Source organism: Pseudomonas pichavaramensis (assembly GCF_050473265.1).
Lineage (GTDB): Bacteria > Pseudomonadota > Gammaproteobacteria > Pseudomonadales > Pseudomonadaceae > Aquipseudomonas.
The window spans coordinates 62,288-75,680 of record NZ_JBJKFJ010000012.1 but is presented as its reverse complement, the minus strand read 5'-3'; the positions used below and the strand labels follow the sequence as shown (position 1 = coordinate 75,680).

Sequence of the window (13,393 nt, the reverse complement as noted above, 5' to 3'; positions counted from 1 at the left end):
GCGGAGCCGTCATGTACTGGAGTGAATTTCTCACCGTTGCCCTCATTCATCTGCTGGCGGTTGCCAGCCCGGGGCCGGATTTCGCCATAGTGGTACGTGAGAGCGTGGGCCACGGACGCCGTGCGGGTCTGTTCACTGCTTTCGGAGTGGGCGCCGGTATTCTGGTGCACGTGACGTATTCGCTGCTGGGCATCGGCCTGATCGTTTCGCAGTCCATCGTGCTGTTCAATGCGTTGAAATGGCTGGCAGCCGCCTACCTGCTGTATATCGGTATCAAGGCGCTGCGTGCTCGCCCGGCTGATCCTGCAAGCGCAGAGCTGAGCCTCGTCGAGCAGGTCCGCAGTGGTCGAGGCGCCTTCGTGACAGGCTTCGTTACCAACGGGCTCAACCCCAAGGCGACGCTGTTCTTTCTTTCTCTATTTACGGTAGTGATCAACCCGCATACCCCGCTGGCCGTGCAGGCTGGCTATGGCCTTTACCTGGCGCTGGCGACTGCGTTGTGGTTCTGCCTGGTGGCCTGGCTGTTCAGTCAACAACGCGTGCGCGCCGGTTTCGCGCGCATGGGGCATTGGTTCGATCGTCTGATGGGCGCGGTGCTGGTCGGTATCGGTGTGAAACTGGCCTTCACTGAGATGCGTTAGAAGCAGCTCCTTCGTAGGGTGCACCGGGTGCGGTGCCTGCTCGGTGCGCACGGCGCACCCTACGGGAACTTCATCGTGGATGCCGCGGAACGTTGCCCGTTGTATCCACGCTTGCGTTTACAGCAACTCGATGGCCACTGCCGTGGCCTCACCGCCGCCGATGCACAGCGAGGCGACGCCACGTTTGCCGCCTTTCTTCTGCAGGGCGTTGATCAGTGTGAGGATGATCCGCGAACCGGTGGAGCCAACCGGATGGCCCTGGGCGCAGGCACCGCCGAACACGTTGACCTTGGCGTGATCCAGGCCGTGCTCACGCATCGCCAGCATGGTAACCATGGCGAAGGCTTCGTTGATCTCGAACAGGTCGATCTCGTCTTTGCTCCAGCCCGTCTTTTTCAATAGATTGCTCATCGCGCCGATGGGGGCCAGGGTGAACTCGCTCGGGTCCTGGCTTTGGGTGGCGTGGGCCACGACTTTGGCCAACGGCTTGAGGCCACGTTTGGCTGCTTCATCGGCGCTCATCAGTAGCAGAGCGCTGGCGCCGTCGGAGATCGAGCTGGCATTGGCGGCAGTGATGGTGCCGTCCTTCTTGAAGGCTGGCTTGAGCGTCGGGATCTTGTCCAGGTTGGCGGTCAGCGGCTGCTCGTCATCCTTCACGATCACCTCGCCTTTGCGCGAGGTGACGGTAACCGGCACGATCTCGTTCGCCAGCGAACCGTCGTGGATCGCGGCCTGGGCACGGCGCAGCGATTCGATGGCGTAGGCGTCCATTTCCTCGCGAGTAATGCCGTACTTGTCTGCGGTCTCCTGGGCGAAGGAGCCCATCAGGCGGCCTGTGCGCGCATCTTCCAGACCGTCGAGGAACATATGGTCCTTGATTTCACCATGGCCCATGCGCAGGCCGGTACGGGCCTTCTCCAGCACATAAGGCGCGTTGGACATGCTTTCCATGCCGCCAGCAATCATCACTTGGTTGCTGCCGGCTTTCAGCGAGTCGAAGGCCATCATCACGGCTTTCATCCCCGAGCCGCACAATTTGTTGATGGTGGTGCAGCCGGTTGCCGCCGGCAGGCCGGCATTGAGCGAGGCCTGGCGTGCGGGACCCTGTTTCAGGCCGGCGGGTAGAACGCAGCCCATGATCACTTCCTGCACGTCGCCCGGCTCGATGCCAGCGCGCTTGACCGCTTCACGAATGGCAGCAGCGCCCAGGTCGACTGCTGCGACACTGGCCAGGCTGCCTTGAAAACCGCCCATTGGGGTGCGGGCGCCGCTGACGATGACTATATCGGACATTGTGTTACCTCAAGCGGAGTGGAGGGCCTGCTACGGCCAGTTTGGATACTGAGTGCTGTTATTGATCTTATCCTGTGACCAAAAGTGAGCATAGGGTCACGTAGCAAATCATTCTTTGGGCTGATTTCGCTGTACAGGTACCGCTCTAGAGTCGCTGCATACCCATTCCTAGCGTGCCTCAAGGTGACTTCATGCTGCAGACCCGACTGATCCCTTCCGCTGAAAATGCTCATGCCTATCCGCTGCTGATCAAGCGCTTGCTGTTATCCGGTAGTCGTTATGAGAAAACGCGCGAGATCGTCTATCGCGACAAGCTGCGTTACAGCTACGCCACCTTCAACGAGCGTGTCGCTCGCCTGGCCAATGTGCTCAGCGATGCGGGGGTCAAGGCCGGCGATACCGTGGCTGTGATGGATTGGGACAGTCATCGCTATCTGGAGTGCATGTTCGCCATTCCCATGCTGGGTGCGGTATTGCACACCATCAATATCCGCCTGTCGCCGGACCAGATCCTCTACACCATGAACCACGCCGAGGACCGCTTCGTGCTGGTCAACAGCGAGTTCGTGCCGCTGTACAAGGGGATTGCCGGACAGCTGACCACTGTCGACAAGACGCTGCTGCTGACCGATGGAGACGACAAGACCGCCGAGCTTCCGAATCTTGTCGGGGAGTATGAAAGCCTGCTGTCGGCTGCCAGCCCGCGCTACGACTTCGCCGACTTCGACGAGAACTCGGTCGCCACCACCTTCTATACCACCGGTACGACCGGCAACCCCAAGGGGGTGTACTTCACTCATCGGCAACTGGTTCTGCACACGCTGTCCATGGCTTCCACCATGGGTAGCCTGGACAGCATCAGGTTGCTGGGTAACGACGATGTCTACATGCCCATCACGCCGATGTTCCACGTGCATGCCTGGGGTGTGCCCTATGTGGCGACCATGCTTGGGGTCAAGCAGGTCTACCCCGGTCGCTATGAGCCGGACATGCTGTGTAAGTTGATCAAGGAGGAGAAGGTCAACTTCTCCCACTGCGTACCGACCATCCTGCAGATGGTGCTCAATGCGCCGGGCGCACAGGGGCATGACTTCGGCGGCATGAAGATGATCATCGGTGGCAGTGCGCTCAACCGTTCCTTGTATGAGGCGGCCAAAGCGCGGGGGATTCAGCTGACGGCGGCCTACGGCATGTCGGAAACCTGCCCGCTGATCTCCTGTGCCTACCTCAACGAGGAGCTGCGTGCCGGTAGCGAGGACGAGCGCACGGCCTACCGCATCAAGGCTGGTATTCCGGTGCCGCTGGTCGAAGCCGCGATCATGGACGCCGAGGGCAAGCTATTGCCGAGCGACGGCGAATCGCAAGGCGAATTGGTATTGCGTGCTCCCTGGCTGACTCAAGGGTATTTCCGTGAGCCGGAGAAGGGCGAGGAGCTTTGGGCGCACGGCTGGCTGCACACCGGTGATGTGGCAACCATCGACGGCATGGGTTTCATCGAGATCCGCGACCGTATCAAGGATGTGATCAAGACCGGTGGGGAATGGATTTCCTCGCTCGAACTGGAAGATCTCATCAGCCGACATGCCGCGGTACGCGAAGTCGCTGTGGTTGGCGTGCCCGATCCGCAGTGGGGCGAGCGGCCTTTTGCGCTTCTGGTGGTGCGTGATGGGGAAGCACTGGATGCGAAGGGCTTGAAGGAACATCTCAAGCCTTTCGTCGAGCAGGGGCATATCAACAAGTGGGCGATTCCCACGCAAATTGCGCTTGTTACTGAAATTCCCAAGACCAGTGTCGGCAAATTGGACAAGAAGCGCATTCGCGTCGAAATCGCCCAGTGGCAGGAGGCGGGCAGCGCGTTTCTCTCCACTCTGTGAGGTGCGGAGTGACTGGGCGGCGAAAGTGACCGCTCAGTCAAACAAGCGTTTGGCTTGCTAATTGCTGTTTCACGTCCATGCTTGGCTAGGCGCAGGTCCTGAAACCTGCGAGCCAGAGTGCCTGGGGACTGCAAATCACACTTTCGAGGGATCAAGCAGTACTACCCGCTGGCTATAGTCAATGCATCCATAACAAAAAACACATGGAGTAGCGTCGATGACAACAAGAACAAAACCCTACTGGCGCCTGGCAAAACTGCCGCTGGCCGTCAGCCTCGCTTCTACCCTCGCCGCCCCGGCATTCGGCGTCACTTTCAATATCGGTGAAATCGAAGGTCAGTTCGATTCGCAGTTGTCGGTCGGTGCAAGTTGGTCGACCGAGAGTGCTGACAAGGACTTGATAGGTTTCAACAATGGTGGGCGTGGTCTGTCGCAAACCTCAGATGACTCCAAGCTGAACTTCAAGCGCGGTGAAACCTTCTCCAAGATATTCAAGGGTACGCACGACCTTGAGTTGCGTTACGGCGATACGGGCGTATTCGTACGTGGCAAGTACTGGTATGACTTTGAGCTGAAGGATGAGAGCCGTCTGTTCAAGGACATCAGTGACAGCAACCGCAAGGAGGGGGCTCAGTCCTCCGGGGGGGAAATCCTCGACGCTTTCATCTATCACAACTATGCCATTGGTGACATGCCGGGCAGTGTTCGCTTCGGTAAACAGGTGGTCAACTGGGGTGAGAGCACATTCATTGGCGGAGGGGTTAATGCGGTCAACCCTATCGATGTTGCTGCGTTTCGCCGTCCAGGTGCCGAAATCAAGGAAGGTCTGATTCCGGTCAATATGTTTTATGTGTCGCAAAGCCTGACCGACAACCTGTCGATGGAGGCTTTTTATCAGTTGGAGTGGGATCAGACGGTTGTTGATAACTGCGGTACGTTCTTTGCCCAGCCAGATATTGTTGCTGATGGTTGCGACGGCAATCTCGCCGTGCTGAGAACACGAAGCGAGGTTCAAGCTCTGACAGGTGGCGCTGGTGCCCCTGTACTTGAAGCTCAGGGTGTCGAGTTTAGTAGTGAAGGGGTTATCGTTCCGCGCTCAGGTGACCGTGATGCTCGTGATAGTGGGCAGTGGGGGGTTGCCTTCCGCTATTTGTTCGAGCCGCTCGATACTGAGTTCGGCTTTTACGCGATGAACTATCACAGCCGCACTCCTATTTTTAGTGCGGCCGGTGCCGACGCGGCCTTTTATAACGCAACAACCCTGGGGGCTTTGGCTGCCCTGGCGCCTCTTAGGGTTGCGGGCAACTCCAACTATTTTATGGAGTATCCCGAGGACATCCGTCTTTATGGCATCAGCTTTGCCACCACACTGCCTACTGGAACCGCTTGGAGTGGTGAGTTGAGCTACCGTCCCAATGCTCCAGTTCAACTGAACTCCACTGATATTCTTTATGCGGGTATCAAGCCATTGGCGGATGCAGCTTATAACCCTGCGGCCCCAGTTTTTGCTGGTGCTGGTGTAGGTAATGTTTCACTGCTCAATGGCGCGCCTGGGCAGGATCTGAACGGCTACCGGCGTAAGGAGATCACCCAGTTTCAGACAACCTTCACTCATTTCTTTGATCAGGTCATGGGTGCAAGCCGCTTGACGCTGGTTGGTGAAGTTGCCGTCGTGCATGTCGGTGGTCTGGAGAGCTCCAGTGATGTTCGTTATGGCCGTGACCCGATCTATGGGCCAGGGCCTTTGCCGGGTAACTACGCGATAACTGGTGTTGGCGTCTTCCCGACCTGTCAGGGCTTGAATACCTCTACTTTGGGTAACAATCCGAATGGCAAAAACGTTTCTCGATATTGTGAGGACGATGGTTTTGTGACCAGTACTGCGTGGGGCTATCGCGCTCGGGCAATCTGGGACTATCCGAACGTGTTTGCGGGCATCAACCTGCGCCCCAGTGTTGCTTGGTCGCATGATGTCGATGGGTATGGTCCGAACGGTTCGTTCACAGAAGGTGCCAAGGCCGTGAGCCTTGGTCTGAACGCCGAGTATCAGAACACTTATACCGCCGACCTGTCGTATACCAGCTTCTTTGATGGCAAATACAACACTGCAGTTGATCGCGATTTCGTAGCGCTCAGCTTCGGTATGAGCTTCTAAGCGGCCACGAATTTGAGGAATGATGATGCAAGCGAAAACAACAAAAAAACTGTGGCAGAGCGGTATCCTGACCCTGTCTCTGCTGGCGACCAGCGTGATGGCGGCGGTGTCGCCGGACGAGGCGGCGAAGCTGGGTAATACCCTGACGCCAATAGGCGCCGAGATGGCCGGTAATGCCGATGGCTCGATTCCGGCCTGGACCGGTGGTTTGCCTGCCAATGCCGGCACCGTCGACAGCAAGGGCTTTTTGTCCGACCCGTTCGCCAATGAGCAGCCGCTGTTCACCATCACTGCGCAGAACGTCGAGCAGTACAAGGACAAGCTGACCCCCGGCCAGCTGGCGATGTTCAAACGCTATCCGGACAGCTACAAGATGCCGGTCTACCCGACCCACCGCTCGGCCAGCCTGCCGCCGGCGGTGATCGAGGCAGCCAAGCAGAATGCGGTCAATACCAAAATGGTGGAGGGCGGCAACGGCCTGGAAAACTTCCAGACCGCTAACCCCTTCCCGATCCCGCAGAACGGTCTGGAAGCGATCTGGAACCACATCACCCGCTACCGTGGTGGCAGCGTGCGCCGTCTGGTGACTCAGGCGACACCGCAGGCCAACGGCTCCTACTCGTTGGTCTACTTCCAGGACGAGTTCACCTTCCGTGATGCGCTGACCGACTTCGACCCGAGCAAGGAAAGCAACGTGCTGTTCTACTTCAAGCAGCGCGTAACCGCTCCATCGCGTCTGGCCGGTAACGTGCTGTTGGTGCACGAAACCCTCAACCAGGTGAAGGAACCGCGTCTGGCTTGGCTGTACAACGCCGGTCAGCGTCGTGTGCGTCGAGCGCCCCAGGTGTCCTACGATGGCCCGGGTACCGCCGCTGACGGTCTGCGCACCTCCGACAACTTCGACATGTACAACGGCGCGCCGGATCGTTACGACTGGAAGCTGGAAGGCAAGAAGGAGATCTACATCCCCTACAACGCCTACAAGCTGGATTCGCCTAGCCTGAAGTACGAAGACATCATCAAGGCCGGCCACATCAACCAGGACCTGACTCGTTACGAGCTGCACCGCGTATGGCACGTGACCGCGACCCTGAAATCGGGCGAGCGCCACATCTATGCCAAACGCGACTTCTACATTGACGAGGACACCTGGCAAGCGGCGCTGATCGACCACTACGACGGCCGTGGCACCCTGTGGCGTGTGGCTGAGGCTCATGCCCAGTACTACTACGACAAGCAAGTGCCCTGGTACACGCTGGAAGCACTGTACGACCTGCTGTCTGGTCGCTACCTGGCTCTGGGTATGAAGAACGAGGAGAAACAGGCCTACGACTTCAACTACAAGGCCGCTGGCAGCGATTACACCCCGGCCGCTCTGCGTCAGGCTGGCGTTCGCTAAACCTGCTCCAGGCAATACGACGAAGCCGGCCTTGTGCCGGCTTTTTCGTTACGGACTGTAGCAAGCGCTTCTAATGGCTGTTGCAAGTCGCTAGGCTGAGTCCAGATCGAGCCCGCTGACGCAGACAGAACACTTCCAAGAATCAGCCGATGACAGATCTCTCCCGCTCGCCAGGTTTTCCCTACACACCGGCCACGCCAGCTGAGGCTCGTTTCTATCGGCCGCCTCTGCCTGCTGGGCATATGCCCAGGCCCAGGCTTTGCGAGCGTCTTGAGCAGGGCTTGCAGGGGCGCTTGCTGTTGGTCAGTGCTCCGGCCGGTTTTGGCAAGAGTTCACTGGCGATCGAGTTCTGCGAGGGCTTGCCCGATCACTGGCATAGCCTCTGGTTGGGATTGAGCGAGCGCGATGGCGATCCAGGACGTTTCCTCGAGCGTCTTTTGCAAGGTTTGCAGCAGTTCTACCCCAGGCTCGGTGATGAGGCCCTCGGCCTTCTGAAGATGCGCCAGCGCCATCAACCCTTCGCCTTCGAGCAGTGGCTCGATGGCCTGCTCGATGAGCTGACTCAGCAACTGGATGATGGCCAGCCGTTGTTGCTGGTACTGGACGATTACCATCTTGCGCAGGGGCCGGTCCTCGATCGCTGTCTGCAGTTTTTTCTCAATCACCTGCCGCCTGGCGTGCTGCTGCTGGTCACCAGTCGGCAACGACCTGATTGGCACCTTGCGCGGCTACGCCTGTCGCGGCAATTACTTGAGCTCAACGAGCAGGATCTGCGCCTGACGGCGCCCGAGCTGGATGCGCTGCTGGCGAGTCAGGGCTCGCATCTGGAGCAGCAACAAGTCGAGGGCATTCTCCAGCGCAGCGAGGGTTGGATCGCTGGTTTGCGTCTCTGGATGCTGGCCGCGGAGGAGTCGGGCGAAGCGGGTGAATGCCTTGAACTGCATGGCGGTGAGGGGCTGATTCGTGAGTACCTGCTCGAAGAGGTGATCGAGCGTCAGCCTGTCGATGTGCAGCAGTTTCTTTACGACACGGCCTGTCTGGAGCGCTTCTGCGCTGATTTGTGCGATGCGGTGCGTGATTGTCGCGACAGTGCTGCCATCATCCGCCAGTTGCAGGCCAACCAGGTCTTTCTCGTCCCGCTCGACGAGCAGGGCAACTGGTTCCGCTACCACCATCTGTTCTCAGACCTGCTCAATGCGCGTTTCAGGGATGGGCTGCATCGTTCGCATGACGGCGCCCATTTGCGTGCCTGCCGCTGGTTCGCTGCACAGGGCATGCTGGACGCTGCCATCGAGCAGGCCCTGCTGGCCGGCCAGGCCGATGTGGCGGCCAGCCTGGTGCAGAACCTGTCCGAAGAACAGATGCTGGCCGAGCAGAACGTGGCCATGCTGCTGCGTTGGAAGACCAACCTGCCGGACGACCTGCTGGCCAGCACACCGCGGTTGATCATGCTGTACGGCTGGGCGTTGGCACTGGCCTGTCAGCTGGATGCGGCGCAGGAACTGCTCGAACAACTCGGGCGTTTTCTGCCCGCCGCCGACCCGGCCAGCCAGCGCAGTTTGCTGGCGCAGTGGCAGGCGCTGGATGGCGTAATTGCCCGTGGCCGTGGCGATGGCGAGCGTGCCGAGCGACAGTGCAGCGAAGCGCTGGCCTGCCTGCCGGTCGAGCGTTATGGGCCGCATTTTCTGTGCCTGTCGGCTTTATCCAACCTGGCCATGGTGCGAGGTGACCTGTGGCGCGCCCGCGGCCTCAATCGTGATGCCCTGGAGCTGGCGCAGCGTATCGGTAATCCACTGTTCGAGGCGCTGGCTCATTACGAACGGGCTCGTGTGTTGCAGGCACGCGGTGAAGTGTTGCGGGCGCAGGACGAAGTACATCAGGGGCTGCAGTTGTTAAAAGGCTTGCCGGTGCAACGCAGTTATTCCGTGCGCGCGCGGTTGACCCTGTATGAGGGCTACCTGCTCAGCCTGCGCCTGGACTCCCGGGCAGCTGCGCATTTGCGTGCCGGGATCGCCGAGGCTAGGGCTTGTCGCGATGTGGGCGTACTGATCGGCTATTGCGTGCTGGCCTGCCTGGAAGGGCAAGATGGCCGGCCTGCCGAGGCGTTTGCCTTGCTCGGTGAGGCCGAACGTTTGATGCATGTGTGGGATGTGCCAGCGATCTATTACCTGGCAATGATCACGCTGATCAAGTGCGAGTTGTGGCTGCGACAGGGGCAGGTCGAGCTGGCGGCTGCCTGGTTGCCGCAACTGGCAGAAACCTATGGTGAGCAGGGGCGGGCATTGGCGCCGGAGTTTCATCCGCAACTGGCCATGCATATCGATTTGCAGTACGCCGCTCTGGAGCGTCTGCAGGGGGGGGTGGAGCGTGCCGAACGCCGGCTTCGGGCCCTGCCGCAGCGTGCCCAGGGGCTGGGTGGACAACTGGTCGGGCTGATGGCGCAGGCCCAGCTGGCGCAGTTGCTGAAACAGACCGGGCGCGAGCGAGAGGCGCAGCAGTTGCTCGACAGCTGTCTGGATATCGCTCAGGGCGGTGCTTTGCTGCCTTTCATCGAGTTGCTGCAGCATCAGCCGCGGTGGCTGCGTGAGCGCCTGTTGTTGCGTCAGGCTTGCCCATTGCGTGACGAGTTGCTGGCGCAGTTGCCGGCGGTGTCGCAAAGTACCGACGAGCCCATGCCGGAGCAGGAACCGCTGGCCGAGAAACTCAGCGGCCGTGAACTGGCCGTGCTGCAACTGATTGCCCGTGGTTGCTCGAACCAGGAAATCAGCGAGCGGTTATTCATCTCGCTGCATACCGTCAAAACCCATGCCCGCCATATCAACAGCAAGCTGGGTGTCGAACGGCGTACTCAGGCTGTCGCACGGGCCAAAGGGCTCGGTCTATTGCAGTGAGCTCGGTGCTGACAGGTCCAGCACAGGTGCTTTGCTTGCCGGTTTGACAGATTGCGACAGCTTGCTCTGCACATCCTGATGGATCATCTGCAACACCGGCAGTAATGCGGCCATGTCCTGGCCCACCTGCGGATAACGATGATGCGTGGCGATATCTTCGATGCGAGTCAGCAATTGCCCCTGTACATCCACAGGTAAGTGCACGAACAGCTCAGGTAGTTGCTGGCTCAGCTCGACGCTGTACAGCAGCAGCTCGTCGCGGCCGAAGGCCTGGGTCAGTTCCAGGTAGTCCAGGGCGCTGCCGCTGAGCATGGCCGCTGCGGCCTTGGTTTCCTGCAGGCCTTGCAGGCGTACCGGGTTGCTCTGCTCGCCCTGCGACAGGGTCATCCAGAACTCGGTGGTCAGGGTGAAGAGGATGGCCTGCTGGCGCAGCGAATAGCTCATCAGCCCCAGGGCCTCGGCGGCATAGGGCTGCTGCTTGGCGCGAAAGTCGAAGTACAGGCGCATCAGCTCCTTGAGCTCGAACAACACCTCACGGGCTTCGTTCTGCCGCAGTTCCAGAGGTGAATAAATGTTGAGCTGCGGGCGGAAATTTTCCGCTGAAACCATGCGCTGGTAGATCGGCCCGGTGAATTCACCACTGCGTCGCGGCAGGGCGTTGGCCTGGGTACTGTCGACCTTTTCCAGAGCCTCACGCAGCTGCCGGTAGTCATGACTGCGCCAGGGTTTGTGAATATCCGGTATGCGCTGGCCGAGATAGAACAACTCAGCCGCCCCGGCCGGCGATAGCCAGAGCAGCATGAGGCCCAGCGGCAGGAACAGGCGAGATCTTGAGGGGCGTGGCACGTCAGCTATCCGTGGCTTGGGTCGCTCCAGAGTACTCAGGCAGTGGCGTCACGTCACCCGCGCCTTGGTTGGGGAGTCGCCTCGACGCGCTTCGATGCTCGGTTCGGGGCGGTAACAATCCCAAGGTTGGGCGATCTGCTGGCGCTGCTCATGTTCTGATGGCCATACCTACAACAAGATCGGGGTACTGAGCATGACCGTTAACAGCCTGTCCTTGCAGCCGCCTCTTGCTGCCGGCTTGGCCCGTTTGGGCTTTGGCGCCTTGCCTCTGGAACGCCTCAAGGAGCGCTATGGCAACGCGGCCCAGGGCTCGCGCTATATCGAACTCGACGGCTTCAACATTCATTACCGTGACGAGGGCAGTCGCGACAAGCCGACCCTGGTGATGATCCATGGCGTGGTCGCCTCGCTGCACACCTGGGATGGCTGGGTGCAGGCCTTCGCCCCTGACTACCGCATCATCCGCTTCGATGTCCCAGGCTTCGGCCTGACCGGGCCTGCGCGTGATGGCCGCTACTCGGCTGAGCGCATGATTCATGTGCTGGGCTTGTTGCTCGATTACCTGCAGGTGGAGAAGGCCGACATTTCCGGCAACTCCCTGGGTGGTTACATCGCCTGGAACTTCGCCCTGGCCCAACCGCAGCGGGTCGGCAAGCTGGTACTCATCGACCCGGCCGGTTACCCCATGCACAAGGTGCCCTGGATGATTGCCGCCGCCGCCTTGCCTGGCGCTACCCTGGCCATGCCGATGTGGATGCCGCGTGCATTGATCGCTCAGGGCATCAAGGAGGTCTATGGCGAACCGGGGCGTATCAAGCCAGGTGTGGTCGATCGCTACTACGACCTGTCGCGCAGGCCGGGTAACCGTCGCGGCATGATGGATATCTTCCGTGTGCTGCTGAAGGTCAATAAGGAAGAACTGCACGCGACGCCTGAGCAGGTCGCGCAGATCACGGCGCCAACCTTGCTGATGTGGGGCGAGTGTGATCGCTGGATTTCGCCTCGCCACGTGCCGTTATGGCGGCGTGATCTGCCGGGGATTCAGGTCAAGGTCTACCCAGGCGTCGGGCACATCCCCATGGAGGAAATTCCCGAGCAGAGCGCCGCCGATGCGATGAGGTTTCTGAGCGGGTGAGCGCGCCCTGGAAGTGGCCCGGAGACATCCGGGCCATGAAAAAGCCCGCCAGAGTCTAATGCCAGTCAGTTAAGCTCCAATGTGTCGAATGTGCAGGAGCAGCGCCCCGCTGCGAACCCGTACGACGCGGAGTCGAAGCGCTTCGCCCCGGGGCTCCTACGCAAAGCGGCTTTCTGATCAGCATTAGGCCAGAGCCGGGCTTTTTCATGCATCGCTTGGCAGCTGCACGCTTCAGGCGGCGCTGGCCTGGGACTGCAGTGTGCCGTCGAACTCCTCACGAGTGGCGTGCAGCAGGTCGAGGTTGTTGTGCTCCCAGGGGTGGAAACCGTCCTTGAAGAAGTCCAGGTAGGTGCTGATCAGCGGGCGGAAAACGCCTTCCTTGCCCCACATCCAGCGGATACCGTCGCGCCATACGCGCCAGTTCCACAGCAGACCATCGACTTTGAGCATGTGCGCCAGGCCCCGGGTGGTATCGAGCACGAAGAAGAAGGTGCCCATGAGCATTGCCCGGCGCAGCAGCTTGCGACTGCCGCATACCTGGTTGTAAACGTCGAAGGCCACGGCCTTGTGCTCGGTCTCCTCCAGCGCATGCCAGCGCCACAGGCGAGCCAGGGTGGGATGGGCGTCGGCCATGTGCGCATCGTTTCGCAGCAGGCCATCGGCCATGATCGCGGTGATGTGTTCCAGCGCCGCGGTCGCGGCCAGTTGCCGCTGTGGCGAGAACTTCTTCTGCGTATAGCGGATGCGCGCGCGGGCACGCTTCTCGATGCGCTCAACGTTATAACCGAGGTCACGCAGACGCTGGCTGTACTCGAGGTGCTCGCGGCTGTGATGGCCTTCCTGGCCGATGAAGCCGCGAATCTGTTCCTTGAGCACAGGGTCGTCGATACGGTCGCGGAACTGGCGCACCGAATCGATGAAGAAACGTTCGCCGTCGGGAAACAACACCGACATGGCGTCGAACAGATGGGTCTTGAAGGCGTCGCCGCCGTTCCAGTGGCGTGGCAGCGGGTTGGGCAGATCGAAGTCCATGTGTCTGGGGCGAATCTGCAAACCGTCCGGTGTGGTACTGGCCATGAGGGCTCCATTGCGCTGTTTGACTGGCGTCCACTATGGGCGCCATGCGCGGCTCGTCACAGGTTCGTAACAGCCAAGGTGA

Annotated in this window: 9 protein-coding genes; 6 read left to right on the top strand and 3 right to left on the bottom strand. The window is 60.2% G+C overall.

Annotated elements, in window-relative coordinates; translation table 11 throughout:
* The first annotated feature begins 11 nt into the window (after positions 1-11).
* Entirely contained in the window at positions 12-641 is a 630-nt protein-coding gene (locus ACJRW5_RS18940; RefSeq protein WP_484572040.1) for a LysE family translocator, read from the top strand.
* Positions 642-758: 117 nt separating this feature from the next.
* On the opposite strand, the gene ACJRW5_RS18935 is transcribed toward ACJRW5_RS18940, so the two are convergent.
* Positions 759-1,934 carry a thiolase family protein gene (locus ACJRW5_RS18935; protein WP_484572039.1) on the bottom strand — a complete coding sequence of 392 codons (1,176 nt, stop codon included), beginning with the start codon at positions 1,932-1,934 and terminating at the stop codon, positions 759-761.
* A gap of 191 nt (positions 1,935-2,125) precedes the next feature.
* Between ACJRW5_RS18935 and ACJRW5_RS18930 the strand changes: the two genes are divergently transcribed.
* The 4 genes from ACJRW5_RS18930 to ACJRW5_RS18915 all read left to right on the top strand — a co-directional run bounded on the left by ACJRW5_RS18930 (position 2,126) and on the right by ACJRW5_RS18915 (position 10,253).
* Positions 2,126-3,808 carry a fatty acid--CoA ligase gene (locus ACJRW5_RS18930; RefSeq protein ID WP_484572038.1) on the top strand — a complete coding sequence of 561 codons (1,683 nt, stop codon included), beginning with the start codon at positions 2,126-2,128 and terminating at the stop codon, positions 3,806-3,808.
* Between the two features lie 217 nt (positions 3,809-4,025).
* Positions 4,026-5,963, top strand: a complete 1,938-nt coding sequence (locus tag ACJRW5_RS18925) for a DUF1302 domain-containing protein (RefSeq protein ID WP_484572037.1) — start codon at positions 4,026-4,028, stop codon at positions 5,961-5,963.
* A gap of 25 nt (positions 5,964-5,988) precedes the next feature.
* Positions 5,989-7,362 carry a DUF1329 domain-containing protein gene (locus tag ACJRW5_RS18920; RefSeq protein ID WP_484572036.1) on the top strand — a complete coding sequence of 458 codons (1,374 nt, stop codon included), beginning with the start codon at positions 5,989-5,991 and terminating at the stop codon, positions 7,360-7,362.
* A gap of 149 nt (positions 7,363-7,511) precedes the next feature.
* On the top strand, positions 7,512-10,253 hold the full coding sequence (locus ACJRW5_RS18915) for a winged helix-turn-helix domain-containing protein (RefSeq protein ID WP_484572035.1): 2,742 nt from the start codon (positions 7,512-7,514) through the stop codon (positions 10,251-10,253).
* On the opposite strand, the gene ACJRW5_RS18910 is transcribed toward ACJRW5_RS18915, so the two are convergent.
* Positions 10,242-11,099 carry a hypothetical protein gene (locus ACJRW5_RS18910; protein WP_484572034.1) on the bottom strand — a complete coding sequence of 286 codons (858 nt, stop codon included), beginning with the start codon at positions 11,097-11,099 and terminating at the stop codon, positions 10,242-10,244. The two genes, ACJRW5_RS18915 and ACJRW5_RS18910, sit on opposite strands and share 12 nt — an antisense overlap.
* Before the next feature lie 193 nt (positions 11,100-11,292).
* Between ACJRW5_RS18910 and ACJRW5_RS18905 the strand changes: the two genes are divergently transcribed.
* Positions 11,293-12,234 (top strand): alpha/beta fold hydrolase, encoded by a 942-nt coding sequence (locus ACJRW5_RS18905; protein ID WP_484572033.1) that lies wholly within the window; start codon positions 11,293-11,295, stop codon positions 12,232-12,234.
* 231 nt (positions 12,235-12,465) lie between these two features.
* On the opposite strand, the gene ACJRW5_RS18900 is transcribed toward ACJRW5_RS18905, so the two are convergent.
* Positions 12,466-13,311 (bottom strand): metal-dependent hydrolase, encoded by an 846-nt coding sequence (locus ACJRW5_RS18900; RefSeq protein WP_484572032.1) that lies wholly within the window; start codon positions 13,309-13,311, stop codon positions 12,466-12,468.
* Positions 13,312-13,393: the final 82 nt, after the last annotated feature.

Bases quoted from the DNA above. Each gene is read 5' to 3' on its own strand.
- ACJRW5_RS18940 (WP_484572040.1), top strand. From the start codon at position 12: ATGTACTGGAGTGAATTTCTCACCGTTGCCCTCATTCATCTGCTGGCG.
- ACJRW5_RS18935 (WP_484572039.1), bottom strand. From the start codon at position 1,934: ATGTCCGATATAGTCATCGTCAGCGGCGCCCGCACCCCAATGGGCGGT.
- ACJRW5_RS18930 (WP_484572038.1), top strand. From the start codon at position 2,126: ATGCTGCAGACCCGACTGATCCCTTCCGCTGAAAATGCTCATGCCTAT.
- ACJRW5_RS18925 (WP_484572037.1), top strand. From the start codon at position 4,026: ATGACAACAAGAACAAAACCCTACTGGCGCCTGGCAAAACTGCCGCTG.
- ACJRW5_RS18920 (WP_484572036.1), top strand. From the start codon at position 5,989: ATGCAAGCGAAAACAACAAAAAAACTGTGGCAGAGCGGTATCCTGACC.
- ACJRW5_RS18915 (WP_484572035.1), top strand. From the start codon at position 7,512: ATGACAGATCTCTCCCGCTCGCCAGGTTTTCCCTACACACCGGCCACG.
- ACJRW5_RS18905 (WP_484572033.1), top strand. From the start codon at position 11,293: ATGACCGTTAACAGCCTGTCCTTGCAGCCGCCTCTTGCTGCCGGCTTG.
- ACJRW5_RS18900 (WP_484572032.1), bottom strand. From the start codon at position 13,311: ATGGCCAGTACCACACCGGACGGTTTGCAGATTCGCCCCAGACACATG.